Genomic DNA, 26,587 nt, shown 5'->3' on the forward strand with positions numbered 1-26,587 from the left:
CGCGCGCCGGTGCGCGGCATGGCAATGCTCCCTGGATACTAACCGGCCGAAAGCCGATCGAGGTTTTGAACAGACGCCCGAAAGGCGCGCTTACCGGCATCCCGTGCCGGCCATGACCCGGGCAGCGTGCCGGACCGGCCGTCAAACCCGCTATTGTAGTGGTCGCGCCAGGGTGACGCGCGGGCGCCGCGCCGGTATGCTTTAGCCGGCCTGCCCCCACCGACGCGATCGACGTTTTCCAGGATCCGATGCCCGACGCCCAGCGCCTCCAGGACCTGCTCGCCCAATGTGCGCAACAGCGCGAATCCGCGCTGTCCGAACTGTACAGGCTTGCGTCCCCGCATCTGTTTACGCTCGCCAGGCGTATGTTGAGAGACCAGGCAGCCGCCGAGGACGTGCTGCAGGAATGTTTCGTTTCGATCTGGCGCCAGGCCGGCCAATACCGCGCCGAGCAGAGCCAGGCGATGACCTGGATGACCCGCATCGTCCGCAACCGTTGCATCGACCGGTTGCGGCGTCCAGGCATCGAACTGCCAGACCCCGACGATAGCTTGACGCTGGCCATGGCGGACGACGCGCCCGGCCCGCTGGCCCGCCTGTCCGCCAGCCGCGACGGCGAGCGACTGGCCGACTGCATGGGGCAGCTGGAAGGCCCGCAGCGGGTAGCGATCGCCATGGCGTTCTTCGACGACATGGCGCATCCGGACATCGCCGCCCGCCTGGATGCGCCGCTGGGAACCATAAAAAGCTGGATACGCCGCGGCCTGCTGCGGCTCAAGAGGTGCCTGGAATGAACTATCGCGATCCCGACCTGCAGGACCGCCTGGCCGCTGAATACGTGCTCGGCGGCCTGCGCGCGGGCGCGCGGCGGCGCTTCATGCAGTTGATGCGGGAAGACGCCGCGCTGCGCCGGGCGGTGGCCGAATGGGAGGAACGGCTGTTGCCACTGGCGCTGGCCCTGCCGCCCGAAGCGCCGCCGCCGCGCGTCTGGCAGGCGGTACGGGCTCGCATCGCGGCGCCGCGCGACGCCGCACGCTCGTCCTGGCGCGGACTGACATGGTGGCGCACCCTGTCGGCCGGATTGGCCGCGGCCGTCGTGGCGCTGGCCTTCCTGACGCTGACGCCCACCCCGTCATCGCGCGAGCCGCAGACCATCGCCGTCCTCGCCGGAGACAAGACGCCTGCCCTGCTGGTGCTCAATCGCGTGTCGGATCAGCGCCTGGCTGTCCAGCCCATGCAGGACCTGACGGCGCTGGCCGACGGTCGCGCGCTGGAGCTGTGGGCCATTTCGCCGGGCCAGGCGCCGCGCTCGCTCGGGCTGCTGGCGCCCGGCGCCATCACCTTCATCACCCCCCGCCAACCGCCACGCCAGGGTGATACGGTGGCGGTCTCGCTCGAACCACCGGGCGGCGCGCCGCAGGGCGTTCCGACCGGTCCGATCGTGCTGAGTGGCAAGGTGATCTGAGCCCGCGCCACGGGCGGGCGCCAAATGGCTCCACCTGGGGTTTGTCCTGATCAAGCGACTGCATCCAACGGCCCAGGCGCCGCGTATCTCCTGGTGACGGCCAACCAAAAAGGAGATCGTCATGAAACTGCTAGCCTCGCTTGCCATCGCCTGCTCTGCCCTGACCCTGTCGCCCGCCCATGCGGCCGACGTCATGGTGGGCGGACAACCGATGATGCCCGCCAGGAACATCGTCGCCAACGCGGTCAACTCCGCCGACCACACCACCCTGGTGGCGGCGGTCAAGGCCGCCGGCCTGGTCGATACCCTGCAGGGCAAGGGCCCCTTCACCGTGTTCGCGCCCACCAACGCCGCCTTCGCCAAGTTGCCGGCAGGGACCGTCGACAACCTGGTCAAGCCGGAGAACAAGGCGACTCTCGCCAAGATCCTCACCTACCACGTCGTTCCGGGAAAGCTGGACTTCGACGCGCTGGCCGCCCGGGCCAGGAAGGGCGGCGTCACGGAACTGGCCACCGCCAGCGGCGGCAAGCTCTGGGTCATGATGAACGGCAAGCACAACCTGGTCGTCAAGGACGAAAAGGGCGGCGTGGCCAATATCAGCACCTATGACGTCTACCAGTCCAACGGCGTGATCCATGTGATCGACACCGTGCTCATGCCCAAGTGATCGCGGCGAGCCTCGGAGAGCGGCCATGGGCCCGGCGGCAATGCCGGGCCCATGGCCGCGCGGCGTGCATGCCGGGATTTCGCGATATCGTAGGGGCTCCATCCTGAGCCAGGGGCCTGCATGCCGCCGATCATGCCTTCATCTTCCCGCCGCCGCTTCACCCTGGCCCTGGCCGCGTTGGCCTGCGCGCCGTTGCGCGCCCGGGCGAGCCCGGGGCGCGACACCATTGTCAGGCAGGTGTTCCAGGCCGCCCCCGGGCAGATCCGCTATGGCGCGCAACACGCCGCGTTGATGCGGCGCCTGGGCGTGATCTGGATTCCGGTGGAATCGGGCGCGCCCGGCATCGAATTCGAGCATCCCCTGGGCGGCAGGGATACCTTGGCCGCGGCCATGGCGGCACTGGACACGCGCGCCCCCGCGCTGGCGGCGCAACGGCTGGCGGAAGTCTGCCGGCTGGTGCCGACCTATGTTCGCCAGCTGGGGCGGCTGGCGCCCGGCCGCTACGCCGTGCCGCCGGAGCGCCGGGAGATGTTCGACTTTCCCGACAGCGGCGTCGACGCGCAGGGCCGCTTCGAACTGCGGCGCGAGCACCTGACGCTGCTGCGCGCGGCCAGCTGGCGCGAAGCCGGCAAGGACGAACTGGAAGCGGTGCTGCGTGAAGGCGACGCCTTTTGGCCCATGCCGTTCATCGATGGCAAGCGCCCCTATGGCGACAGCAGCCACTACCAGATCGACATGGCGCGGCTGCTGGGAGAGCCTTACCCCATCGACGCCAAGGGCCGCGCCATCACCGACCCGGCCAGGGACGCCCGCCTCGAAAGCCTGCATTGGCAGACGGCCGCCGCGCTGCAGGTCTTTCTGGCACACGCCAAGGCCTGAGCCGCGCCCGGACCAGGCGCCAGGGTCATGCAAAGCTAGGGGCGCGCAAAGAAATGGCGGATGTCGTCGGCCACCGGCACCGCCGCCAGAACCAGCAGGAACAACGCCAGCGGTAGGGTCGAGCCGAAACCGTAGTGGAAGAAGGAATAGGCGCCCACCACCCCGCCGCAGAAGAACAGCGTGACCAGCGTGCTGAGCACGATCAGCTTGCCACGGTCGGCCCGCACTCGCGGGCCGCCAGCCTTGTCGTCGTGAGCCAGATTCCAGTAGAACAGCTTGCCCAGCTCGATGCCGATGTCGGTGACCATGCCGGTCACGTGGGTCGTGCGGATCTCGGACTTGGACACCTTGGTGATCATCGCGTTCTGCAGGCCCATGATGTAGCACAGCAGCATCACCGTGCCCGGCACGTAGAACCAGCGCAGGTCCCCCAGGTTCGCGCCCAGCAGGCCGAAGGCCAGCAGCAGCAAGGCCTCGAGCACCAGGGGCAGCGCGAATTCGCTGGCCAGGTGCGAACGCCGCCCAAAGTTGATCAGCGAGGCCGACGTCGCCGCGCCCGCCAGGAACGACAGCAACGCGGCCAATCCCTGCAAGACCACTGCCACGCTGCCGAGCACCATGTGATCGGCCATCATCGAAACAATGCCGGACATGTGCGAGGTGTATTGCTGCACCGCCAGGAACCCGCCCGCGTTGACCGCCCCGGCGACGAAGGTGAGGAAGTAGGCCAGCCGCCGGTTGGCCTGCGGCGTGCGGCTGACCGCGGTGAGCTGGCGCAGGAAAGGAATGGCCATGGCGACGCGATACGCTAGCGCGTCGGGCGGTCCCACGGACCCACGTAGCCGGTGCGCGGCATGAGTTCGAGCGCGGCCAGCGATTTGTCACGCTGCGCCAGGGTGGCAACGCGCGCGGTGCGCGGCATACGGAGGCTCCCGGAAATAGGCGGCGCGGCCGGCTGGCCGGCCGCGCCTGGTTCCAGGATTCTACCCGCCCGGCCGCCCCTTCGGCAGGCGGCAGCCGCCGCCATCGACGCTTTACCAGCCCAAATCCGTTCACACGGCGTCGGACTCGCTCAGCTGCTTGCGCCGGAACTCGCCCTGGCGCGTGAACATCCAGCCCGGATATTCCGGCGGCAGGGCGCTGACCTTGTCCAGGGCCGCCAGTTCGTCGCCGGTCAAGCGGATGGCGGTGGCCGCGAGGTTGTCGTCCAGCTGGTCGACGCGCTTGGCGCCGATGATGACGCTGGTGACCGCTCGCTGATGGAGCAGCCAGGCCAGCGCAACCTGCGCCACCGACACGCCGCGCGCCTCGGCCACCTGGCGCAAGACGTCGATGCTGTCGAAGGCACGCTCGCGGTCGACCGGCGGGAAGTCAAACTGGGCGCGGCGGTCGCCGGCCGCGGCCTGGCCATCGCGGCCGTACTTGCCGGTGAGCAGGCCGCCCGCCAGCGGGCTCCACACCATCAGGCCGAGCCCCTCGCTTTGCAGCATGGGCACGATCTCGCGCTCCAGGTCGCGGCCGGCGATGGTGTAGTAGGCCTGCAGCGATTCGAAACGGGCCAGGCCCAGGCGCTCGGCGATGCCCAGCGCCTTCACGATCTGCCAGGCCGCCCAGTTGGATACCCCGACGTAGCGCACGTGCCCGTGCTGCACCAGATTGTCGAGCGCCCGCACCGTTTCCTCGATGGGCGTGGCCGGGTCAAAGCCATGAATCTGGTACAGGTCGATATGGTCCAGCTGCAGGCGCGCCAGGCTCTTCTTGACGCTGTCCATGATGTGAAAACGCGAATTGCCACGGGCATTGGCCCCTGGCCCGGTCTGGCCGAACACCTTGGTGGCGACGACCACATCGTCACGCGCCACCTTCAGGTCGCGCAGCGCCTGCCCGGTGATGATCTCGGAACGGCCTTCCGAATACACGTCGGCCGTGTCGATGAAGTTGACGCCCGCCTCCAGGGCACGGCCCACCAGCCGGTTGGCGTCCTCCTGCTGCAAGGCGCCGATCTTGCTCCACAACTCGCCTTCGCCGCCGAAGGTCATCGTGCCCAGGCACAATTCCGAAACGAACAGGCCGGTATTGCCGAATTTCTTGTACCGCATGAGTGCACTCCTTCGCAGGCACGGCGCGGTACCGGCCCGGGATGGGACGGCGGCGGCGCACGGCCGGGGTGGAAACAGTATGCGGCGCCGGAGGGGCCGCCGGCGATGCTCGATCCTGCCCTTTTTTTGCCCGATCCTCCGGCCCGGCCGCCCCCCTCCCTGGCATGCGCCCGATCCTCCATGTTTTTTGCCTATTCCTCCGCACCCACTTGCCGGATGGCACGCAGGCTCGCTGGTTGGATCTACACTCGACGACGCCTGATCCTCCGGCGCCCCGCCCGCCACGCGCGCGCAAGGGCGCCTTGCCCGGAGCCCCTCCATGCCTCCCGTCCCCACCGACACGATCACCCCGCCGAATGCCGTTTTCGAACCCGCCCGGCACGAACTGCTGTGCCTGCTCGAGCGCATGACCGGCACGCTCGAAGGCTCGCTCGATACACCCATCGAAGGCCTGTTCCTGCACCGCATCTCGCAGCCGACCGGTCCCAAGCCCGCCTTGCAAAAGGCGGCGCTGGCCGTCATCGCGCAAGGATCCAAGCGGGTGCTGATCGGTGACGAAGCCTACGAGTACGATCCGTTCCACTACCTGATCTCCTCAGTCGACCTGCCGGTGGTGGCCAAGGTCTCGGTGGCCAGCCCGACCCTGCCCTACCTGGGCTTGCGGCTGGACCTGAACCCAGAGGAAATCACCGCCCTGATCAGCGACGAGAACCTGCCGCCGCTGGTGCCGGCCGAAGCCTCGCGTGCCATGTGCGTCAATCCGCTGGGCGGCACCCTGCTGGACGTGATGCTGCGCCTGCTCCGCCTGCTCGATACGCCACGCGACATCCCCATCCTGGCGCCCATGCTCAAGCGCGAACTGCTGTACCGCCTGCTGATGAACGGCCAGGGCGTGGTGCTGCGCCAGACCGTGCTGCAGGACAGCCAGCTCAATCGGGTGGCCAAGGCGATCCGCATCCTGCGCGACAACTACGCGCTGCCATTGCGGGTCGAGGAAATCGCCCGCGACGTGCATATGAGCGTGTCGTCACTGCATCATCATTTCAAGCAGGCCACCGCCATGAGCCCGCTGCAGTACCAGAAGCACCTGCGGCTGCAGGAGGCGCGCCGGCTGATGCTGACCGATGATGCCGGCGTGGCCCTGGCGGCCCATGCGGTCGGCTACGAGAGTTCGTCGCAGTTCAGCCGTGAATACAGCCGCCTGTTCGGCACGCCGCCCTTGCGCGACAAACAGCGCTGGAAGGACGAAGCGCTGGCGGCTGCCTGATCCTGTGACGCACGGCCGCAGCCGCACAGCCACCCGGCTCGGGCCTCCCGGCGACGCGACGCGGAGCGCCTGACCGGGAATCGGCGATATGCTTGGGGACTCCCCACTGCGAATGCCGGCGCCCCCATGCAAGACCTGAACGACCTCTACTACTTCGTGCAAGTGGTGCGCAACGGCGGCTTCGCGCCGGCCGGACGCGCGCTCGACATCCCCAAATCGCGCCTCAGCCGGCGGATCGCGCTGCTGGAAGAACGGCTCGGCGTACGGCTGATCCAGCGCTCCACGCGTACCTTCGCGGTCACGGAGCTGGGCCAGGAATATTTCGAGCAGTGCCTGTCGATGCTGGCTGGCGCGGAGGCGGCGCAGGAAGTCATCGACCGCACCCACGCCGAGCCGCAAGGCACCATCCGCATGAGCGCGCCACCGGCGTTGATCTATTATTTCCTGGGCGACATGGTGGCGCGCTTCATGGAGCAGTGTCCCAAGGTGAACGTGTACCTGAAGAGCTTCAGCCGGCCCGTGGACGTGCTGCGCGAGGGTTACGACCTGGCGGTACGGGTGCGCTTTGGCCAGATCGAAAGCAGCGACCTGGTGATGAAGCACCTGGGCGTTGGACGCCAGTGCCTGGTGGCCAGCCCCGCACTGGCGCAGCGCCTGCCCGCGTCGGCCGATCCGCAACAACTCAGCCAGCTGCCGACGCTGGCGCTGGGGCCCGAGCAGCGCGAATCCGTCTGGAGACTGGATGGCGCCGATGGCGCGCGCCTGGAGGTGCCTTACTCGCCGCGGTTCGTCACCGACGACATGCTGGCCTTGAAGCAGGCCGCGCTACGCGGCGTGGGCGTCGTCGCCTTGCCGATGGTCATGATCCACGACGAACTGGATGCGGGGCGCCTGGTGAACGTGGGCGGCCCCTGGCAGCCCGAGCCGGGCAACGTGCACGCGGTCTTCCCCTCGCGTCGCGGCCTGCTGCCGGCGGTGCGCGAACTGCTGGATTTCATGGCGGAGCAATATCACGGCATCAGCGAACTTGAGATCCAGGCGCAGCGCCGTCATTGCCCCCAGATCGCTCAAGAGGCATATATATCGTCCCAGGAATAGAACGCTGAGGATCGCTTTGAACCACTACCGACATGTTCCCCGGCTAATCTAGGATGCAGGCTACAGACTCAAGATCCTGACCACGGCGCGGCCCTGGGCCCCGCCTCCCTCACGCAACCGGAGCAAAGCCATGAGCAAACCCTACGTCAAACTGGACAAGAACGAAGCCGCCGTACTGCTGGTCGACCATCAGGCCGGCCTGCTGTCCCTGGTGCGCGACTTCCAACCCGATCAATTCAAAAACAACGTGCTGGCGCTGGCCGACCTGGCCGCCTATTTCAAGCTGCCCACCATCCTGACCACCAGTTTCGAGGACGGCCCCAACGGCCCCCTGGTGCAGGAGCTGAAGGACAAATTCCCCAAGGCGCCCTACATCGCCCGCCCCGGCAACATCAATGCCTGGGACAACGAAGACTTCGTCAAGGCGGTCAAGGCCACCGGCAAGAAGCAGCTCATCATCGCCGGCGTGGTGACCGAAGTGTGCGTGGCCTTCCCCGCCTTGTCGGCGCTGGAGGAAGGCTTCGACGTATTCGTGGTGACCGATGCCTCGGGCACCTTCAACGAAGTCACCCGCAACGCCGCCTGGAGCCGCATGGAACAGGCCGGCGCGCAACTGATGTCGTGGTTCGGCGTGGCCTGCGAACTGCATCGCGACTGGCGCAACGACATCGAGGGCCTGGGCACGCTGTTCGCCAACCACATCCCCGACTATCGCAACCTGATGGCGTCGTACTCGACCACCAAGGGCAAGTAAGCCGTCCGGCGCAAGCCTGCCTCGCGGGCCTACCTCTTGCGGAAGGGGTAGGCCTGTTGCGCCAGGAACGTGCCGGGCATGTCGTTGTCGAGAATGCCGTAGTTTTCCGGCAGGCGCTTGCCGGTGCCGCGCACCGCCGTGCCGAACAGATAGTCGATGAACGACAGGTGCGCCGCGTAGTTCTTGTCGATGGCCTCGGTGTCGGACGAGTGGTGCCAGTGATGGAAGTCCGGCGTCACGATCACGTAGCGCAGCCAGCCCCACGGCAGCTTGACGTTGGAGTGGATGAGCACCGCCTGGAAGCCGACGATGATGATGTAGGCATCCAGCACCGGCTTGGAAAAGCCCAGCGCGAACAGCACGCCCAGCACCGCCACCCGCGTGATCAGCAGCTCGACGATGTGCAGGCGCGAACCGGCCAGCCAGTCGAGCGTACGGGTGCTGTGGTGCACGGCGTGGATGCGCCACAGGAACGGCACCTCGTGATACGCGCGGTGCGCGGCATACTGCACCAGGTCCGCCACCAGCACCGCCACGAACAGTTCCGCCAGGTACGGCAACGACTGGATCGCCTGCTGCAGCGGCTCATACGCGGCCCACGAGAACAACCGGTGCACGAAGAAGTTGATGCACAACAGCACCGCGCCGACCGACAGGTGATTGAACAGGAAATGCTTCATGTCCACCTGCCATTCGCCGCGGAACACAGGCTGGCCCGGGTACAGGGGGAACAGCTTCTCGAAGATGATGAACACCGTGCTCGAGGCCAGCAGGTCCAGGATGAACCAGTCCAGCCCCAGATAGGGGTGGTGGCCGGTATTGGAGGAGGTCACCACGACCTGGCTGCCGCCCGCCGCGACCGCGCAGCACACCAGCACGAAAGCGGCGATATTGAGCCAGCGCTGGCGGCCGAACACGATGTTGGTCAAGGCAATGGTGCCGGAGGCCAGCAAGGCGGCGAACAGCAGCGTGCGCATTGCCTCCACCGTATAGAAACTGCGTAGCTCCGGGGTCGTCAGATATGCCGGGAAATGAAATGCCAGGACGCCCAGTACGGACAGGATCGCCAGGAACAGCGCGATCACGCCGGTGATCATTCCCGTGCCGGGGCGGATGCGGCCGTCCTGCTTGAACAAATCCAGGACCTGACGGTAAATGGGCGCGCGCTGATTCATTTCACTTTTATGGCAGACCACGGGGAAGCGAGTGTATCCCCGGCCCAGGCATGCCATGTAAACAAACGTGAGTAGATAAGACCAGGCGACGGCGCGCCTGAACCGTGCTTGCGCCGCGTCAAACCGGCCGCGGCGGCACGGGCGCGGCGGGTTGACTTTGACGGGGCATTGTTATGTCATGGAACCGACAGTTCGTTTACGGGCCGGTCCGCCGGCCCCGCGCAGTCCCCTTCCACCCGGATCCAGCAAGAGGCCGTCATGTTCCCTGAGTACCGCCAACTGATCACCCGCCTGAAAGCCGAGAACGGTCACTTCTCGGCCCTGTTCCAGCGCCATAACGACCTGGACCAGGAAATCAAGAATATGGAGGCGGGCATCGTGCCGGCCTCGGACACCAGCGTCGAAATCCTGAAAAAGGAAAAATTGCTGCTCAAGGACAAGCTGTACAGCTTGCTGAAGGCGGCAGACCAGAGCGCCGGCTGACCACCCTCCTTCCCGAGCCCGATCATTGCGCAGGGCGCCGCCATCGCGGCGCCTTTTTGCTGCCTGGCAAGCCGTCGCCGCCACGCTGCCACGGCGTCCGCCGCCCATCGACGGGATAAAGCTCCTGCCCCTTGTCCAGTTATCCCGTCCGATTATGTAGGCGCCCGCTTGCTGACAAATAACTGAATTAATAAAATCAGGCCTTCCGGCCATCCGCCGGATGCGCAAACAGGACGGTGCAAGGTGCAAGACAGAGATTTCAAGGCCGGCGAAGCCGTGTCGCCCGTGACGGGCTGGGCCATGATGCCGCTGCGGGAACATGATTCGCTGCTGCTGCGGCTGGATTTCCTGAGCGATCCTTCGCCCACGGCGATGGGCCGCGCTGGCCGCGGCCGCGTCTACGCCATGACCTCCGAACAACTGCAACTGCTGCTCGATTCACTGCAGGCCCAGCTCGACAAGCTGCAGCCCGAACCTACCCGTCCGCGCCACTGAGCCGCCCGGCGTTCCTTCAGTATCTCTAAAGATGGATTAGCATCTTTAGATTCTCTAATCACCCTGCAGCCGCTAGTCTGTCGCCCTTGATCCAGGGTATGACATGACCAGCGCCTTCCTTCCCGGTTTTTTCCTCAGCCTGAGCCTGATCCTCGCGATCGGCGCCCAGAACGCCTTCGTGCTGCGGCAAGGCTTGCGCCAGGAACACGTCTTTGCCGTCTGCCTGGTATGCGCCGTCTCGGACGCGATCCTCATTGCCGCCGGCGTGGCCGGCTTCGGCCTGGCATCGCATGCCCTGCCCTGGCTGGAACCGGTGCTGCGCTATGGCGGGGCGCTGTTCCTGCTGGCGTACGCGGCGCGCAGCCTGCGTTCCGCCCTGCGCAACCACGGCAGCCTGACGCCATCGGGTCGGCAAGCGGCCGGGCTGGGCGCCACCCTGGCCACCTGCCTGGCCTTCACCTGGCTCAATCCCCATGTCTATCTCGACACGGTGGTGCTGCTCGGTTCGATCTCCAGCCAGTACGACGGACACAAGGCTGCCTTCGCGCTGGGCGCGATGGCGGCTTCGTTCACGTTCTTCTTCACACTGGGGTTCGGCGCCCGCCTGTTGCGGCCGGTGTTCGCCAGCCAGACGGCGTGGCGGGTGCTGGACGTCCTGGTCGGCATCGCCATGCTGGCGATCGCGTTGAAGCTGGTCTGGCCGTGATTCTGTCGCGCCGCCGGCCTCATTGGCCCGACGTGGCTTTGCGGACGGCGGCCGGCGTATTGCGGAACGTGACGCCCAGGCGATTGAACGCGTTCATCAGTCCTATTGCATAGGTCAGGTCGGCCAGCTCCTTGTCGTTGAACTGTGCCGAGGCGGCCTCGTAATCATCATCCGGCACGCCGCTGTCGGCCACCCGCGTCACGCATTCGGCCCAGGCCAGCGCCGCCTGTTCGCGCCCGCTGAACAAGGCGCCCGCTTCGCGCCACACCGGCACCAGCACCAGCTTGTCCACCGCGACGCCCTGCTTGAGCAGGTCGCGCGAGTGCATGTCGATGCAATAGGCGCAACCATTGATCTGCGAGACCCGCAGATACACGAGGTTGACCAGCTCCTCGGGCAGGCCGCATTGGCGCAGATAGGCGTATACGGCGCCAAAGGCCTTGTAGCCCTCGGGCGCGGCTTGGGCGTAGTCGATGCGTTGGCTCATGGTGAATCCTGAATTCGGCTGTGAAAACGTCATGTTGCGCCCGCATGGCGTTTTCCGGTAGATCCAAGAATCAGGTTGCGTGCTGGGCCATGTGCAACGGCCACCTCATCGCTTCAACCATCGCAGATAGGCGGCTTCCATGCTTTCCGCCATGCCGGCGAGCGAGAACTTTTTCTCGCCGCGCACGTAGGCCGCGCCGGCGGCGCCCATGCGTCGCCGCAAGGTCGCGTCGGCGGCCAGGGTTTCCAGGCAGGCGCGCAAGGCGTCGACATCGCCGTAGGGCACCAGCAGCCCGGTCTCGCCGTGCTTCACGACTTCGGGGACGCCTCCCACGCGCGTGCCGATGATGGGCAGCCCGCAGGCGGCCGCTTCGATGAACGAAGTGCCCAGGGCCTCGAACTGGGTGGCAAGCGCGAAGATGTCGCTGGCCGCCAGCACGTTGCCGATATCGGCGCGTCGGCCAAGAAAATGCGTGCGCGCCTGGCAGCCATGCTGGCGGGCCATGTCCTTGAGGACGTCGAGCTGCGAGCCTTCGCCCGCGAAGACCAGATGGATATCGGCCGGACCGTTCATCAGGGGCGCCGCCGCGGACAGCAACAGGCCCTGGCCTTTCTGCGGCCGCAGGTGCGCGACGCAGACGATGACGATGGCGGCCCGCGCAATGCCCAGTTCTTCGCGCAGGCTGGAGCGGCCGTCGTTCGGCGCGATGGGAATGGCGTCGGACACCGTCGCGACATGGCTCTGGGGCACGCCGCGCTCGATCATCTGGGTGGCGACATAGTCGCTGACCGCCACCACGCGGTGTGGCAGCCGCGTGTAACTCCATAGGGACCCTGGCCGCTTCGCCAGGTGACGGGTCCGCACGATCAGCGGCGTGCCCGCGAGCCTGCCCGCCATCGCCGCGATCACCGTATCGCGCCGGCTATGGGTATTGAGGACGTCGAACTTGCCGCGCGCCAGGATCCCGCGGATCCCATATACCGCACGGGTGTAGTTCGACATCCCGTCCATCAGGAATTCGTGCACGCGAAACCCCTCCGCCTGCAGGCGCGAAGACAGCTTGCTTGCGGGTTGGCAGATCGCCTCGAGCGTATGGCCGCGCTCGCGCAGCGCCATCATTTCCCGGAAGATCCGATTTTCCTGGCCACCGAAGGTGGTGGCCGCCTCGGAATGCATGATCCGCAGGGGCATCTGGCCGCCGTCTCGCATCAGGATGCCTCGCTTTGCGACATCAGCACCATGGCCTCGGCGTAGAGAAAATCCTCGGTCGAGATCACGCCATAAGGGGTGGTGGCCTTTGGCTCGATGTCCAGGCGCTTGTCATGCTGGCGCGCCTGGATATTGCCGGACGGGTCCAGGCACAGGCGCCAGCCGGCCTGCCGCAACCGGGTCATGGTGGAGGAAGGTTCCAGCACGGTCAGCGCATAAGGCTCGGCCGCTTCGGAAATGTGTGACGGAATCGCGCTGGCCAGCCCTACGTCCACGAGCCGCGGAGCCTTGCCATTGCCAGGATCGAAAGAAAACCGAAACAACGCGGGTAGCCGAAGGCCCTGAAAATGCGGCATAAGAATGTTTCAATTGAATAATTGTTGTCGCATTTTAACAAACTGTGTCCAACATCCCGGCTTCGGCACGTAACGCGTCAACTTCTTGGTCTTATATTTTTCACATCAGCACCGAGCGGCAGGGACGAGGTCGGCCGGGCAGGCGGCAGCTTACCATTTTCTGAATGAACCAGGCTTTCAACGCCATGGAGCGGACAAGCGCTTAATAAACGCCCGTTCCGCTTATCGCCGCAAAAAAGCCCGCGCGAGGGCGAAATGACAAAGGCCGTTAGTGAACGCGTTCACTAACGGCCTTGTGTTTCCTGGTCGGGGCGGCGGGATTCGAACTCGCGACCCTCTGCTCCCAAAGCAGATGCGCTACCAGGCTGCGCTACGCCCCGAGGGTCGCAACTATACCAGATACCGGCGCCATCCCCGACCACATCGGGAGCATGCCGCCGCTCCGCGCCCGTCGGGCGTGCCCTGATTGACACCTATATAGTTGAAGCATAAATTAAATGTGGCCCTCTAAGCCCCACGACTCATAACGACATTCATCGGGAACCACATGGCTAACGCCTCCACTCCGTCCGCCTGGGCCACGCCCGCGCGGACCACTTACACCGTGCTGTTCGTTTGCTGGCTGGCCATCCTGTTCGAGGGCTACGACGTCGGCGTCATGGGCGCGGTGCTGCCGGCGTTGGCCGACGACAAGAGCTGGAATCTCAGTTCGATCGAACTGGGCATGCTGGGCAGCTACGCGCTGGCGGGCATGTTCGTCGGCTCGTTCGCGGTGGGCACGCTGTCCGACCTGCTGGGCCGCCGGCGCATGCTGCTGGCCTGCGTGACGCTGTTCTCCCTGACCATGATCGGCGCGGCCTGGGCGCCCACCCCGACCTGGTTCGCGGCCTTCCGCTTCATCGGCGGCCTGGGGCTGGGCGGCGTGATCCCGGTGGCGGCGGCATTGACGATCGAGTATTCACCGCCCGCAAAGCGCGGCTTCAACTACGGCGTCATGTACTCCGGCTACTCGCTCGGCATCCTGTGCTCGGCCGCGGTGGCCATGGCGGTGCTGCAGCACTGGGGCTGGCGCGCGGTGATCCTGGTGGGCGCGGCGCCGCTGCTGCTGGTGCCGGTGCTGGCGCGCCTGCTGCCCGAGTCGCTCGAATACCTGCTGGCCAAGGGCGACGAGGCCGGCGCCCGCGCCATGGCGCAACGCCTGGGCATCGCCTCGCTGGAGCCGTTCCGCCCGCGCGAAGTGACGGGCGAGAAGACCACCTGGCGCGATGTGATGGCCGCGGTTTTCGCGCCGCGCCACCTGCGCGCCACCCTGTGCTTCTGGGGAGCGCTGTTCCTGGGCATGATGCTGGTCTACGGCCTGAACACCTGGCTGCCGCAGATCATGCGCAAGAACGGCTACGACCTGGGGTCGAGCATCTCGTTCCTGCTGGTCTTCAGCCTGGCCTCCGCGATCGGCGGCCTGGTGCTGGGCCAGTTCGCCGACAAGAGCGAACCGCGCAGGATCGTGGCGCTGTTCTATCTGGTGGGCGCTATCGGCATCTATTGCCTGACCTACAACAATCCGCTGGCGGTCAACTACCTGTGGGTGGCGCTGGCCGGGATCGGCAGCATTTCGTCTTCGCTGATCCTGACCGGCTATCTGGCGGGCTACTACCCGGCGCATGCGCGTGGCGCCGCCACCGGCTGGGCGCTGTCGTTCGCCCGCATCGGCGCGATGAGCGGCCCCATCGTCGGCGGCTATCTGGCCGGGCTGCAGCTGCCGCTGGCATGGAATTTCATGGCGTTCTCGTGCGCGGCGGTGCTGGCGGCGGTGTTCGTGATCCTGATCCCGGGGCGCTACGCCGGTGGCGCGTCGGCGCAACCCGCGGCCGGCGCGCGGACGCTGGAACAGCAGCGTTCCTGATGCTGCCCATCTGCCGGGCGAGCAACGCAGGCCAGCGGAAATGACAACGGCGCGCCCTTCCAGGCGCGCCGCCGATACCACCGTGATGAAGCGCCGCGGGAGCGCCGCCCGCCGGTTGCCCGCCAGGCGCGCTCCCGCCGCCGATCAGCCGAAGCGGCCGGTGATGTAGTCCTCGGTTTCCTTGCGCGACGGCTTCACGAAGATCTGGTCGGTCTGGCCAAATTCCATCAGCTCGCCCAGGTACATGTAGGCCGTGAAATCCGAACAGCGGGCGGCCTGCTGCATGTTGTGGGTCACGATGACGACGGTGTAGTCGTTCTTCAGTTCGGCGATCAGTTCCTCGATCTTGGCGGTCGAGATCGGATCCAGGGCCGAACACGGCTCGTCCAGCAGCAGCACTTCCGGCTTGATGGCCACGCCGCGCGCGATGCACAGGCGCTGTTGCTGGCCGCCCGACAGGCTGTTGCCGCTCTGGTGCAGCTTGTCCTTCACTTCGTTCCAGAGCGCGGCCTTGCTCAGCGCCCACTCCACGCGCTCGTCCATCTCGCCCTTGGACAGGCGCTCGAACAGGCGCACGCCGAAGGCGATGTTGTCGTAGATGCTCATGGGAAACGGCGTGGGCTTCTGGAACACCATGCCGACCTTGGCGCGGATCAGCGAGATATCGGTCTTGGCGGTCAGCAGGTTCTCGCCGTCCAGGATGATCTCGCCCTCGGCGCGCTGGCCCGGGTACAGCTCGAACATGCGGTTGAAGGTGCGCAGCAGCGTCGACTTGCCGCAGCCCGACGGGCCGATGAAGGCGGTGACCTTCTTCTCCTGGATCGACATGTTCACATTGCGGATCGCATGGAACTTGCCGTAGTAGAAGTTCAGGTTCTTGACCTCGATCTTGTTCTTGACGGCGGTAGCGGTGTTTTCCATTTGGTTTCCCTAGGTCCGGCGCGGCACGCGCGCCGGCAAAGCGATCTTTATTTGCGGAACATGTTGCGGGCGATGATGTTGATGCCCAGCACCAGCAGCGTAATCAGGGTGGCGCCGGCCCAGGCCAGGTCGTTCCAGTCCTTGAAGGGGCTGGCGGCGTATTGGTAGATCACGACCGGCAGGTTGGCCATCGGGCCGTTCATGTTGGTCGACATGAACTGGTTCGACAGCGCGGTGAACAGCAGCGGCGCGGTTTCGCCCGAGATGCGGGCAATCGCCAGCAGCACGCCGGTGATGATGCCGGTCTTGGCGGCGCGATAGCACACCAGGGTGATCATGCGCCACTTCGGGCAGCCCAGCGCGGCCGCGGCTTCGCGCAGGCTGTTGGGCACCAGAAGCAGCATGTTGTCGGTGGTGCGCACCACCACCGGGATCACCAGGATGGACAGCGCGATGGCGCCGGCCCAGCCCGAATAGTGCCCGACCTGCGCCACGTACACGGCGTAGATAAACAGACCGATGATGATGGACGGGGCCGACAGCAGCACGTCGTTCAGGAAGCGCGTGGCCGGCGCCAGCCAGCCGCGCTGGCCGTATTCGGCCAGGTAGGTGCCGGCCAGGATGCCGACCGGCGTGCCGATCAGCGTGCCCACGCCCGCCATCATCACGCTGCCGAAGATGGCATTGACCAGCCCGCCGGACTGCCCCGGCGGCGGCGTGATCTCGGTGAAGAGCGTGTACGACAGCGCCGGCGCGCCCTTGAGCAGCAGCGTCAGGATGATCCAGAACAGCCAGAACAGGCCGAACACCAGGGTGCCAAGCGAGATGGTCAGCATCACGCGGTTGACCACGCGGCGCCGGCGGTAGACGCCGTTTTGCATATTGAGTACGGATACAGCAGCCATGATCTTTTCCTTGTGCGGCGCCGGTCAGGTACGCTTGCCTTCACCGGCCGACAGGCGAACCAGCAGCATCTTGGCAAGCGCCAGCACGATCGTGGTGATCAGGAACAGGATCAGGCCCAGTTCCAGCAACGCCGACTTCTGGATGCCGCCGGCTTCATTGAATTCGTTGGCCAGGGCCGAGGCGATCGAGTTGCCCGGGGAGAACAGCGAACCGGACCACTTGAAGGCGTTGCCGATCACGAAGGTCACCGCCATGGTCTCGCCCAGCGCGCGCCCCAGGCCCAGCATGATGCCGCCGATGACGCCCGACTTGGTGAACGGCAGCACCACGCGCCACATCACTTCCCAGGTCGTGCTGCCCAGGCCGTAGGCCGATTCCTTCAGCATGGCGGGCACCAGTTCGAACACGTCGCGCATCACCGCGGCGATGAACGGGATGATCATGATCGACAGGATCAGCCCGGCGGTGAAGATGCCGATGCCGAATGGCGGTCCCGCGAAGATGCCGCCGATGACGGGCACGCTGCCCAGCGTGGCGATCAGGAAAGGCTGCACGTATTGCTGGAACACCGGCACGAAGACGAACAGGCCCCACATGCCGTAGATGATCGACGGAATCGCCGCCAGCATCTCGACCGCGGTGCCCAGCGGGCGGCGCAGCCAGGTCGGCGACAGTTCGGTCAGGAAGATGGCGATGCCGAACGACACCGGCACCGCGATGATCAGGGCAATGGCCGAGGTCAGCAGCGTGCCGATGATGGGCACCACCGCGCCATAGTTCTGCTTGACGGGGTCCCAATCGTTGAGCCACAGGAACGACAGGCCGTACTTGGCCAGCGATTCGCGGCTGCCGTAGATCAGGGAAACGAGGATCGCCGCCAGCAGGATGAACACCAGGAAGGCGAACAGGCGGGTCAGGTTCTTGAACAGCGCATCCATCAGCGCGTTTTTGTTTTGCTTCATAGGCGAAGGCGTGCCGGTAGTCACGGAGTCCGCCACGCTGGGCGGAAGCGGCACACTATTATCCATTACCGCGCTCATGGATGGACTTTCCTTAGGAAACCTTGGGGGGAAACGACGAGTGGGTCCGGGAGACCCGCCCCGACGTCCGGCGAACCGGATGCCGGGGCAGTTGGCAGATGCCGGCGCGTGGCTGGGCCGTCGCGCCGGGCAACCGCTTTACTTCCAGACGGCCTTGCCGTCGGCGGACTTGACCTCGCCCCAGGCGGCGCGGATTTCCTTGGTGACGGCTTCCGGCAGCGGCACGTAGTCCATGGCTTCAGCCGACTTGGCGCCGTTCTTGAAGGCCCAGTCGAAGAAGTCCAGCACGGCCTTGCCTTGCACCGGCTTGTCCTGCGACTTGTGGACCAGGATGAAGGTGGCGGCGGTGACGGGCCACGAATCGGCGCCCGGCTCGTCGGTCAGCACCACGCCCATGCCAGGCGCGCTCTTCCAGTCGGCGTTCGCGGCAGCGGCGGCGAAGGCCTTCTGTTCCGGCTGGACGAACTTGCCGGCCTTGTTCTGCAGCTGCGTCCAGGCCAGCTTGTTCTGCTTGGCGTAGGCGTATTCGACGTAGCCGATCGAGTTCTTCAGCTGGCCGACGTAGGCAGCGACGCCTTCGTTGCCCTTGCCACCCTGGCCCACGGGCCACTTGACGGCCTTGCCTTCGCCGACTTGTTCCTTCCACTCCGGCGACACCTTGGACAGGTAGTTGGTCCAGCCGAAGGTGGTGCCCGAACCGTCCGAACGGTGCACGACGATGATGTCGGCCGACGGCAGCTTCAGGTCGGGGTTCAGCGCCTTGATGGCGGCATCGTCCCACTTCTTGATCTTGCCCAGGAAGATGTCGCCCAGGACCTTGCCCGACAGCTTCAGCTTGCCCGGCTCGATGCCGTCGATGTTCACCACGGCCACGGTGCCGCCGATGACGGCCGGGAATTGCAGCAGACCATTCTTTTCCAGGTCGGCGGCCTTCATGGGATCGTCCGAGGCGCCGAAATCGACGGTCTTGGCGATGATCTGTTGCTGACCGCCGCCCGAACCGATCGACTGGTAGTTCACGGCGTTGTTGGTGGCAGCCTTGTAGTCCGACGCCCACTTGGCGTAGATCGGGTACGGGAACGAAGCGCCGGCGCCGGTCACATCGGCGGCCTGGACGGCGAAAACGGCGGCGCTCAGCGCGACACCCAGGGAAACTTGTTTGAAGACACGTTTGAACATCTTGGTTCCTTCTGTGCTCGTTAGAGGAGTCTTTGGCAGGCTTTCCACTGCCTGTCTTTCAGCGACCCTCGCATCTTAGAAGTCCAACGTGACAGGATAGTGACAGTCATATACCCCCCCCCCGGAGCGCTGCGCGCTTCCCCCCCAGGGGGGCGCCGGTGGCGGACCGGCGGAGCCGGATCCGCGCGGCCTGGCTTGGGAGGGCGCGGGTGGGATGGGGGGCGGTTTGCTGGTGGAAATGGGGGGCGGAGTCGTTTCCCCGGGGGCGGAGTCGTTCCCCGAGGGCGCCAGAGGTGGGCCGGCGGGTCGGATCCGCGCGGCCTGGTGTTACACGCCCAGTTTCTGCATCAGGTATTGGTGCAGATTGAAGGGTTCGCGGCGGCTGCGGACGCGGACGTAGTCGCCGTCGGCCTGTTGTTGCCAGGCGAGCTGGTTGTCGCGCAGGGCGAAGGTGAAGGCCTCGTCGATGACGCGCTTTTTGAGGGTCTTGTCGTAGATCGGGAAGGCGATTTCGACGCGGCGGAAGAAGTTGCGGTCCATCCAGTCGGCCGAGGACAGGTACACCGTCTCGGCGCCGTCGGCATAGAAATAGAAGACGCGCGAGTGCTCCAGGAAGCGGCCGACGATGGAACGCACCCGGATGTTTTCCGACAGCCCCGGCACCCCCGCGCGCAGCGCGCAGACGCCGCGCACGATCAGGTCGATCTTCACGCCGGCCTGGCTGGCCTTGTAGAGTTCCTCGATGATCTGCTCTTCCAGCAGCGAGTTCATCTTGGCCATGATGCGGGCGCGCTGGCCCGCCTTGGCGGCGCGCGCCTCGGCGCGGATCAGCGCCACCATGCCGTCGTGCATGGTGAAGGGCGACTGCATCAGCGACTTGAGCGCGCGGCGCGCGCCCAGGCCGGTCAGCTGCGCAAACACCTTGTCCATGTCCTCGCACAGCTTCGGATCGGCGGTCAGCAGGCCGAAATCGGTATACAGGCGCGCCGTGCGCGGATGGTAGTTGCCGGTGCCCAGGTGGGCATAACGGCGCAGGCGGCCCTTTTCGCGCCGCAGCACCACCGCCATCTTGGCGTGGGTCTTGTGCGCGACCACGCCGTAGACCACGTGCGCCCCCACCTCTTCCAGCTTGGAGGCCCAGTTGATGTTGGTCTGTTCGTCGAAACGCGCCATCAGCTCTACCACCACCGTCACTTCCTTGCCGGCGCGCGCGGCGGCCAGCAGGATCTTCATCAGCTCGGAATCCTCGCCGGTGCGGTAGATGGTCTGCTTGATGGCCATCACGTCCGGATCCAGCGCGGCGGCGGTCAGGAAGTCGATGACGGGCTGGAACGACTGATAGGGGTGGTGCAGCAGGCGGTCCTGCTCGGCCACGGCCTCGAACAGCTCGGCCGGCTTGTCACCGACGCGGTCGAACGGCGCCGGCACCGGCGCGCGGTAGTCGGGGAACAGCAGGTCGGGCCGGTTGGGCGAATTGCACAGCTGCATCAGGCGCGACAGGTTCACCGGCCCCGGCACACGGTAGGTGTCCTCGGGCTTGAGCGAGAATTCGCGCTGCAGGAAGGTCTCCAGCTCAACCGGGGTCAGCTTGTCGATCTCCAGCCGCACCGCCGCGCCGAAGTTGCGCTGCGACAGCTCGCCCTGCAAGGCGTGGCGCAGGTTGGTGACTTCTTCCTCGTCCACGAACAGGTCGCTGTTGCGCGTCACCCGCCACTGGTAGCAGCCCAGCATTTCCAGGCCCGGGAACAGCTCGCCGACGAAGGCGCGCAGCAACGAGGTCAGCAGGATGTAGCCTTCCGGATGGCCGGACAGCTCCTGCGGCATCTTGATCAGGCGCGGCAGCGCGCGCGGCGCCTGCACCACGGCGATAGAGGCCTGGCGGCCGAAGGCGTCGGCGCCGGACAGGGAAACGATGAAGTTCAGGCTCTTGTTGTAGACCCGCGGAAACGGATGCGCCGGGTCCAGCCCGATCGGGGTCAGCAGCGGCATGACGTCGCGGTTGAAGACCTCGCGCGCCCATTCCTGCTGCTCGGCATTCCATTCCGACGCATGATGCAGCGCGATGCCCTCGGCCTGCAGCGCCGGCAGGATGGCGTCGTTGAGCAACGCATACTGGCGCCCCACCAGTTCGTGCACCGCCTGCTGGACGTTCTCGAACGCCTGGTCGGGCGTCATGCCGTCCGGCCCCACCAGGTTGGGCGACTGGCGCTGCTGCTCTTTCAGGCTGGAGATCCGGATCTCGAAGAACTCGTCCAGGTTGGAACTGACGATGCACACGTAGCGCAGCCGTTCGAGCAGGGGCGTGCCGGGATTTTCCGCCATCGCCAGCACGCGCTCGTTGAATTTGAGCAGCGACAATTCACGGTTCAGCAGCAGCGGCTCGGCGGGCGGGCGAGTGGTCATACCGGATTCCATACGTAAGGAAAGCGTGGAGTTTTACTTCAAAAGAGTGACGGTTCTATGACACAACGCCAAATGCGTAGCGTACGACAAAACCGGGACGTATGGCACATGGTCTCCCGGCGCCAACTATCTGTTCCATAAGCGAAAACCCGCGGGGGCCGGCGCTGTCATATGGGGTCTCTATAATCAGGCCACCTCACAGCCAAAATCACGAGCCGCATGGATCAACTTCTGGCCGCCGTGGACCTCGGGTCCAACAGCTTCCGCCTCTCCATCGGACGCATCGTTCAGCAGGACGGTACGCCCCAGATCTACCAGATCGACCGCCTCAAGGAAACCGTCCGGCTCGCCGCCGGGCTGGACGCCGAAAAACGCCTGGGCGACGACGCCATCGAGCGCGCCATCGCCGTCCTCGAACGTTTCGGCGATCGCCTGCGCAGTTTCCATCCCAACCGCGTGCGCGCGGTGGCGACCAACACCTTCCGGGTCGCGCGCAACACCCGCGATTTCCTGCCCCGGGCCGAGGCTGCCCTGGGCTTTCCCATCGAAGTCATCGCCGGACGCGAAGAGGCCCGCCTGATCTTCTCGGGCGTGGTCCATACCCTGCCCCCTTCGCCCAACAAGCGCCTGGTGATCGACATCGGCGGCGGCTCCACCGAGGTCATCATCGGCAAGGGCCACGAGCCCGGCCTGATGTCGTCCCTGTATATGGGCTGCGTCAGCTATAGCCGGCAGTTCTTCTCGGATGGCATCGTCGACGCCCACCAGATGAAGCAGGCCGAACTGGCCGCCCGGCGCGAGATCGAAGTCATCGCCAAGCAGTACCGCAAGACGGGCTGGAAGGAAGCCTACGGCTCGTCCGGCACCGCCAAGGCACTGTTTGCCATCCTCACCGAAGGCGGCATGTCCGACCGCGGCATCACCCGCGCCGGCCTGAGCAAGCTGAAGGACCGCATCGTGCGCGCCGGCCGCGTCATCCCGTCGGAACTGCCCGGCATCAAGGTCGAGCGCGCCGACGTGCTGCCGGGCGGGCTGGCCATCATGAGCGCGCTGTTCGACGAGCTTGGCATCGACGTCATGCACACGGGCGACGGCGCCCTGCGTCTGGGCGTGCTGTATGACCTGCTCGGCCGCGACGACGAACACGACAAGCGCGACGAATCGGTGCGCCAGTTCGTCAAGCGCTACCACGTCGACGTCAACCAGGCCCGGCGCGTGCGCCACGCCGCGCTCAGCCTGTTCGACGCGATGATGCCCGAAGGCGCCGAACGCACCGAATTGCGCGCGGCCCTGGGCTGGGCCGCCGACCTGCACGAAGTCGGGCTGTCGATCGCCCACAACGCCTATCACAAGCACACCGCCTACGTGCTTGAAAACGCCGACATGCCCGGCTTTTCCCGCGCCGACCAGCAGCTGCTGGCGCTGCTGGCGCTGGGCCACCAAGGCAAGCTGGGCAAGCTGGAACCGCTGGTGCGCAACCGCGCCCAATGGATGGCCATCCTGAGCCTGCGGCTGGCCGTGCTGCTGTTCCGCCGCCGCGGTGAAATCGAACCGCTGCCCCTGACCGCGTCCATGCGCAACGATTCCATCGTGGTGCGCGTGAACCGTGACTGGCTGGCGCAACACCCGCTCAGCGACTTCACGCTGCGGGCGGAAGAAGCGGAATGGTCGAAGGTCGGCTTCTCGTTCGAGCTGCTCGAGTTCTGAAAACGACAAGGCCCCGGCAATATCCGGGGCCTTTTGCCATGCAACGGCGGGGGGCGGCTAGAACGGCGACAGGTCGGTCTGGCGATCGAGCTGCTTGAGCTCCAGGCGGAAAGGCCGCGTGGCCCGCCGAATCAGTTTGATCTTCATACGGCGGAACAGGCGGCGCATGATCAGCGCTGGCCGACGGTCGCGGGTTGATCCAGGCCGAAATGGCGGCGGTAGCGCTCGTCCATGCCGTCCATCTTCAGCAGCACCGGAAAATCGGCCGCGTTGAAATCGGGGTCCCAGGCCGGTTCGCCGCAAACCGTGGCGCCCAGTTTCAGATATCCCTTGATCAGCGGCGGCACGCGTGCCGGCAGCGTGCTGTTGAGCTTTTCCACGGGGTAGCGATGCAAGGGCGTGACCTGCGGCTCGCCCTCTTTCGGCAGCTGCTTGGAAATGGTGCGCCACACTTCGGCCGCCGTGACGCCATCGTCGCGCAGGCTGACGCTGGCGCAACCGAGCACGTATTGGTAGCCGCCGCGGCGCAGGTATTCCGCCAGGCCCGACCACAACAGCATGATGACCGCGCCGTTGCGGTAGTCGGCATGGGTGCACGAACGCCCCACCTCCACCAGTTCGTCGCGGATGGCGCCCAGCCCCGACAGGTCGAATTCGGACTGCGAGTAGTAGCCGCCCGCCTCGCGCGCCTTTTCGGGCGTAAGGATGCGGTAGGTGCCCACGACGCGGCCGGTGTCGAGCTCGCGCACCATCAGGTGCTCGCAGAATGGATCGAAGCGGTCGTGCTCGATTCCGTCCTGGGCATCCGGGAAGACCGCACCCATGTCTTCGGTGAAGACGTCGTAGCGCAGGCGCTGGATCTGTTCGATTTCCTCGGCCGTGCGCGCCAGGCCGACCACCAGCACCCGGGGGGCGGCGCCCGTCCATGGTTCTGCGGCATTACGGCTTGGGTTGATGCGTGCTAGTTCCAGCATTGCGCGAAGCTCCTAGAGAGTCCGGTCAGTTTGGACGCCCTGTATGTCAATGACTTGACCAATATGTTACGTGACTATGAAGTTTAGTTTGGAGCGAGGAGAGTCAATTCCTGCAAAGCTCGACAAAACTTTACAAACAAAGACGAAATATTCACAAATAATGGCCATTCATCGCAAAACAATGAATGGCCATGTCGGGTCTGGAGCGGGTGGTGGGCCTACCCCAGGCTGGCCGCCAGCTTCTCGGCGCTGGCCACGGCCAGGGCCTCGTCTTCGGCCTCGACCATCAGCCGCAGCTTGGGCTCGGTGCCGGAAGCGCGGATCAGGATCCGACCGCGGCCCGCCAGTTCCTCCTCGACTGCCCGGCGCGCCGCCGTCAGGCCGGGGTGCGTTTTCCAATCCTGGCCCGGCGTCAACGGCACGTTGATCATCTTCTGTGGGTACATGCGCAGATCCTTGACCCAATCGGCCATCGACACATGGTTGCGACGCAACGCCGTCAGCACCTGCAGCGCCGCCACGATGCCGTCGCCGGTCGAATGGCAGTCCAGGCACAGCAGGTGGCCCGAGCTTTCGCCGCCATACAGCCAGCCGCGCGCCTGCATCTGCTCCAGCACGTAGCGGTCGCCCACATTCGCGCGCTCGAAACCCACGCCCAGGCGTTGCAGTTCGCGCTCGAAGCCGAAGTTGGTCATCAGCGTGCCGACCACGCCATCCACCTTGCCGCGCTGCATGCGCTCGCGCAGGATCGCGTAGAGCAATTCGTCGCCGTTGTAGATGCGGCCGTCGCCATCCACCATCTGCAGGCGGTCGGCATCGCCGTCCAGCGCGATGCCCAGTTGGGCGCCGCGCGCCTTCACTTCCTTGGCCAGCAGTTCGGGGTGCAGCGCGCCCACGCCCTTGTTGATGTTGAAACCGTCGGGATGCACCCCGATGGCGTGCACTTCGGCGCCCAGTTCGCGGAACACGTGCGGCGCGATGTTGTAGGCCGCGCCGTGGGCCGCGTCCACCACGATCGTCATGCCGTTCAGGTCCAGATCGTTGGGGAAGGTGCTCTTGCAGAATTCAATGTAACGGCCCTGGGAATCCGACATGCGGCGCGCGCGCCCCAGGCCTTCAGAGCTGACGCAGCCCAGCGGTTCGTCCAGGGCGATCTCGATGGCGGCCTCGATCTCGTCGGGCAATTTCATGCCCTGGGCCGAGAAGAACTTGATGCCATTATCCTGGTAGGGATTGTGCGAGGCGCTGATGACGATGCCGGCGACCAGGCGCAGCGCGCGGGTCAGGTAGGCGACCGCGGGCGTGGGAATCGGGCCGGCCAGCAGCACGTCGATGCCCGCGGCCGACAACCCGGCTTCCAGCGCCGATTCCAGCATGTAGCCGGAAATGCGGGTGTCCTTGCCGATCACCACCTGCGGGCGGCTGCCGCCGCGCACCGCGTGCTCGCGGGCCAGCACGCGGCCGGCGGCGTAGCCCAGGCGCAGGGCGAATTCGGCGTTGATCACCGCGCCGCCGACTTCGCCGCGCACACCATCGGTACCAAAATACTTGCGTCGAATCATGAAGTGATTGCTCCTTGTTCAGCCGCCTGCCAGACCTTTAGCGCGTCGACCGTGGCCGCCACGTCGTGCACCCGCACGATGGAGGCGCCACGGGCCACACAGGCCAAGGCGGCGGCAATGCTGCCGGGCAGCCGGTCGCCGACCGGCCGGCCGGTGGCCTGGCCGATCATGTTCTTGCGCGACAGGCCGATCAGCAATGGATAACCGCCGCTGCGCAGGCTGGACAGCCGGCGCAGCAATTGGAAGTTCTGGTCGGCCGTCTTGCCGAACCCGAAACCGGGGTCCAGCACGATGCGTCGGGGATCGACCCAGGCGCCGCGCAGCTTTTGCGCCCGCGATCCCAGGAAGAGTCCGATTTCGCCGATCAGGTCGGAATATTCAGGCGGCGTCGCCTGCATGGTGCGCGGCTCACCTTTCATGTGCATGACGCACAATCCGCAGCGCGACTGCGCCACCGCCTCGATGGCGCCCGGCTGCCTGAACCCGTAGATGTCGTTGATCATGTCGGCGCCGGCGTCGAGCACGGCGCGCATGACTTCGGGCTTGAAGGTGTCGATGGACAGCGGCACGCCGCAATCGCGCAGCGCCTCGATCACCGGCAGCAGGCGCGCCAGTTCGTCGGCGACCGACACCGGTTCGGCGCCCGGCCGCGTCGACTCGCCGCCCAGGTCCAGGATCCGCGCGCCCTCTTCGATCAAGCGGCGCGCATGCGCCACCGCGGAATCGGTATCGTCGTGCTGGCCGCCGTCGGAAAACGAGTCCGGCGTGACATTGACGATACCCATGACAAGCGGGCGCTCGAGATCGAACTCGAAGCGCCCGCAAAGGAAGTTATTCGCCATAAATCAGGAC

At 65.9% G+C, this 26,587-nt stretch carries 25 protein-coding genes, 1 tRNA gene and 1 pseudogene; 12 read left to right on the forward strand and 15 right to left on the reverse strand.

Annotation, left to right across the window (positions count from 1 at the left end):
- Positions 1 to 248 precede the first annotated feature (248 nt).
- The 4 genes from ACVN9Z_RS00385 (at position 249) to ACVN9Z_RS00400 (ending at position 3,011) form a co-directional block, all read left to right on the forward strand.
- A complete protein-coding gene (locus tag ACVN9Z_RS00385; protein ID WP_458212975.1) occupies positions 249 to 794 on the forward strand; it encodes a sigma-70 family RNA polymerase sigma factor in 546 nt (181 codons plus the stop codon).
- Positions 791 to 1,465 (forward strand): anti-sigma factor, encoded by a 675-nt coding sequence (locus ACVN9Z_RS00390; RefSeq protein ID WP_054505136.1) that lies wholly within the window; start codon positions 791 to 793, stop codon positions 1,463 to 1,465. Before ACVN9Z_RS00385 ends, ACVN9Z_RS00390 begins: the two co-directional genes overlap by 4 nt.
- Positions 1,466 to 1,586: 121 nt before the next feature.
- Positions 1,587 to 2,132: a fasciclin domain-containing protein gene (locus tag ACVN9Z_RS00395; protein ID WP_006383916.1), complete on the forward strand. Its 546-nt coding sequence runs from the start codon at positions 1,587 to 1,589 to the stop codon at positions 2,130 to 2,132.
- A 132-nt stretch (positions 2,133 to 2,264) separates the two neighbouring features.
- On the forward strand, positions 2,265 to 3,011 hold the full coding sequence (locus ACVN9Z_RS00400; RefSeq protein WP_458212976.1) for a hypothetical protein: 747 nt from the start codon (positions 2,265 to 2,267) through the stop codon (positions 3,009 to 3,011).
- Positions 3,012 to 3,067: 56 nt separating this feature from the next.
- Here the strand turns inward: ACVN9Z_RS00400 and ACVN9Z_RS00405 are convergent.
- Both ACVN9Z_RS00405 and ACVN9Z_RS00410 read right to left on the reverse strand, forming a co-directional pair.
- A pseudogene (locus tag ACVN9Z_RS00405) lies at positions 3,068 to 3,805 on the reverse strand (YoaK family protein); the annotation flags it as partial.
- Positions 3,806 to 4,063: 258 nt separating this feature from the next.
- Positions 4,064 to 5,110: an aldo/keto reductase gene (locus tag ACVN9Z_RS00410; protein ID WP_006383913.1), complete on the reverse strand. Its 1,047-nt coding sequence runs from the start codon at positions 5,108 to 5,110 to the stop codon at positions 4,064 to 4,066.
- A gap of 319 nt (positions 5,111 to 5,429) precedes the next feature.
- Between ACVN9Z_RS00410 and ACVN9Z_RS00415 the strand changes: the two genes are divergently transcribed.
- From ACVN9Z_RS00415 to ycaC, 3 genes are all read left to right on the forward strand, one after another.
- The gene (locus ACVN9Z_RS00415; protein WP_110060007.1) at positions 5,430 to 6,377 is read left to right on the forward strand and encodes an AraC family transcriptional regulator; all 948 of its coding nucleotides are present in this window, start codon (positions 5,430 to 5,432) and stop codon (positions 6,375 to 6,377) included.
- A gap of 126 nt (positions 6,378 to 6,503) precedes the next feature.
- Positions 6,504 to 7,475: a LysR substrate-binding domain-containing protein gene (locus ACVN9Z_RS00420; RefSeq protein ID WP_006383911.1), complete on the forward strand. Its 972-nt coding sequence runs from the start codon at positions 6,504 to 6,506 to the stop codon at positions 7,473 to 7,475.
- 130 nt (positions 7,476 to 7,605) lie between these two features.
- On the forward strand, positions 7,606 to 8,229 hold the full coding sequence (gene ycaC / locus ACVN9Z_RS00425) for an isochorismate family cysteine hydrolase YcaC (protein ID WP_006383910.1): 624 nt from the start codon (positions 7,606 to 7,608) through the stop codon (positions 8,227 to 8,229).
- A 29-nt stretch (positions 8,230 to 8,258) separates the two neighbouring features.
- On the opposite strand, the gene ACVN9Z_RS00430 is transcribed toward ycaC, so the two are convergent.
- Positions 8,259 to 9,404, reverse strand: coding sequence for a sterol desaturase family protein (locus ACVN9Z_RS00430; protein WP_024070034.1), 1,146 nt, complete (start codon positions 9,402 to 9,404; stop codon positions 8,259 to 8,261).
- Positions 9,405 to 9,662: 258 nt separating this feature from the next.
- Here ACVN9Z_RS00430 and ACVN9Z_RS00435 point away from each other — a divergent pair, with 258 nt between their 5' ends.
- The 3 genes from ACVN9Z_RS00435 to ACVN9Z_RS00445 all read left to right on the forward strand — a co-directional run bounded on the left by ACVN9Z_RS00435 (position 9,663) and on the right by ACVN9Z_RS00445 (position 11,088).
- Complete coding sequence (locus tag ACVN9Z_RS00435) at positions 9,663 to 9,887, forward strand: YdcH family protein (RefSeq protein ID WP_006383908.1); 225 nt, start codon at positions 9,663 to 9,665, stop codon at positions 9,885 to 9,887.
- A 243-nt stretch (positions 9,888 to 10,130) separates the two neighbouring features.
- On the forward strand, positions 10,131 to 10,382 hold the full coding sequence (locus ACVN9Z_RS00440; protein ID WP_049051161.1) for a hypothetical protein: 252 nt from the start codon (positions 10,131 to 10,133) through the stop codon (positions 10,380 to 10,382).
- A gap of 103 nt (positions 10,383 to 10,485) precedes the next feature.
- Complete coding sequence (locus tag ACVN9Z_RS00445) at positions 10,486 to 11,088, forward strand: LysE/ArgO family amino acid transporter (RefSeq protein WP_006383906.1); 603 nt, start codon at positions 10,486 to 10,488, stop codon at positions 11,086 to 11,088.
- A 19-nt stretch (positions 11,089 to 11,107) separates the two neighbouring features.
- Here the strand turns inward: ACVN9Z_RS00445 and ACVN9Z_RS00450 are convergent, their stop codons facing one another.
- The 4 genes from ACVN9Z_RS00450 to ACVN9Z_RS00465 form a co-directional block, all read right to left on the reverse strand.
- Positions 11,108 to 11,575, reverse strand: a complete 468-nt coding sequence (locus ACVN9Z_RS00450) for a carboxymuconolactone decarboxylase family protein (protein WP_006383905.1) — start codon at positions 11,573 to 11,575, stop codon at positions 11,108 to 11,110.
- Between the two features lie 105 nt (positions 11,576 to 11,680).
- Positions 11,681 to 12,784, reverse strand: coding sequence for a glycosyltransferase family 4 protein (locus ACVN9Z_RS00455; RefSeq protein WP_024070035.1), 1,104 nt, complete (start codon positions 12,782 to 12,784; stop codon positions 11,681 to 11,683).
- Complete coding sequence (locus tag ACVN9Z_RS00460) at positions 12,784 to 13,059, reverse strand: hypothetical protein (protein ID WP_024070036.1); 276 nt, start codon at positions 13,057 to 13,059, stop codon at positions 12,784 to 12,786. The genes ACVN9Z_RS00455 and ACVN9Z_RS00460 overlap by 1 nt, the downstream gene beginning before the upstream one ends.
- 384 nt (positions 13,060 to 13,443) lie before the next feature.
- Positions 13,444 to 13,520: transfer RNA gene (locus tag ACVN9Z_RS00465), tRNA-Pro, on the reverse strand.
- A 167-nt stretch (positions 13,521 to 13,687) separates the two neighbouring features.
- Here ACVN9Z_RS00465 and ACVN9Z_RS00470 point away from each other — a divergent pair.
- Positions 13,688 to 15,043 carry an MFS transporter gene (locus tag ACVN9Z_RS00470; RefSeq protein WP_006385462.1) on the forward strand — a complete coding sequence of 452 codons (1,356 nt, stop codon included), beginning with the start codon at positions 13,688 to 13,690 and terminating at the stop codon, positions 15,041 to 15,043.
- A 144-nt stretch (positions 15,044 to 15,187) separates the two neighbouring features.
- Here the strand turns inward: ACVN9Z_RS00470 and pstB are convergent, their stop codons facing one another.
- From pstB to ppk1, 5 genes are all read right to left on the reverse strand, one after another.
- Positions 15,188 to 15,964 (reverse strand): phosphate ABC transporter ATP-binding protein PstB, encoded by a 777-nt coding sequence (pstB, locus tag ACVN9Z_RS00475; RefSeq protein WP_006385463.1) that lies wholly within the window; start codon positions 15,962 to 15,964, stop codon positions 15,188 to 15,190.
- Positions 15,965 to 16,011: 47 nt separating this feature from the next.
- A complete protein-coding gene (gene pstA, locus ACVN9Z_RS00480) occupies positions 16,012 to 16,869 on the reverse strand; it encodes a phosphate ABC transporter permease PstA (protein WP_006385464.1) in 858 nt (285 codons plus the stop codon).
- Between the two features lie 24 nt (positions 16,870 to 16,893).
- The gene (pstC, locus tag ACVN9Z_RS00485) at positions 16,894 to 17,910 is read right to left on the reverse strand and encodes a phosphate ABC transporter permease subunit PstC (RefSeq protein ID WP_045953031.1); all 1,017 of its coding nucleotides are present in this window, start codon (positions 17,908 to 17,910) and stop codon (positions 16,894 to 16,896) included.
- A gap of 138 nt (positions 17,911 to 18,048) precedes the next feature.
- Complete coding sequence (gene pstS, locus ACVN9Z_RS00490) at positions 18,049 to 19,089, reverse strand: phosphate ABC transporter substrate-binding protein PstS (protein ID WP_006385466.1); 1,041 nt, start codon at positions 19,087 to 19,089, stop codon at positions 18,049 to 18,051.
- Positions 19,090 to 19,416: 327 nt separating this feature from the next.
- Positions 19,417 to 21,492: a polyphosphate kinase 1 gene (gene ppk1 / locus ACVN9Z_RS00495; protein WP_006385467.1), complete on the reverse strand. Its 2,076-nt coding sequence runs from the start codon at positions 21,490 to 21,492 to the stop codon at positions 19,417 to 19,419.
- A gap of 219 nt (positions 21,493 to 21,711) precedes the next feature.
- On the opposite strand from ppk1, the gene ppx reads away from it, so the two are divergent.
- Positions 21,712 to 23,199 carry an exopolyphosphatase gene (gene ppx, locus ACVN9Z_RS00500; protein WP_006385468.1) on the forward strand — a complete coding sequence of 496 codons (1,488 nt, stop codon included), beginning with the start codon at positions 21,712 to 21,714 and terminating at the stop codon, positions 23,197 to 23,199.
- A 170-nt stretch (positions 23,200 to 23,369) separates the two neighbouring features.
- Here the strand turns inward: ppx and ACVN9Z_RS00505 are convergent, their stop codons facing one another.
- The 3 genes from ACVN9Z_RS00505 to folP form a co-directional block, all read right to left on the reverse strand.
- Positions 23,370 to 24,173 carry a GNAT family N-acetyltransferase gene (locus tag ACVN9Z_RS00505; RefSeq protein WP_006385469.1) on the reverse strand — a complete coding sequence of 268 codons (804 nt, stop codon included), beginning with the start codon at positions 24,171 to 24,173 and terminating at the stop codon, positions 23,370 to 23,372.
- 218 nt (positions 24,174 to 24,391) lie between these two features.
- On the reverse strand, positions 24,392 to 25,735 hold the full coding sequence (gene glmM, locus ACVN9Z_RS00510; protein ID WP_006385470.1) for a phosphoglucosamine mutase: 1,344 nt from the start codon (positions 25,733 to 25,735) through the stop codon (positions 24,392 to 24,394).
- Positions 25,732 to 26,577: a dihydropteroate synthase gene (folP, locus tag ACVN9Z_RS00515; RefSeq protein WP_458212977.1), complete on the reverse strand. Its 846-nt coding sequence runs from the start codon at positions 26,575 to 26,577 to the stop codon at positions 25,732 to 25,734. Before folP ends, glmM begins: the two co-directional genes overlap by 4 nt.
- Positions 26,578 to 26,587 lie beyond the last annotated feature (10 nt).

The organism is Achromobacter sp. KK8 (assembly GCF_054188005.1).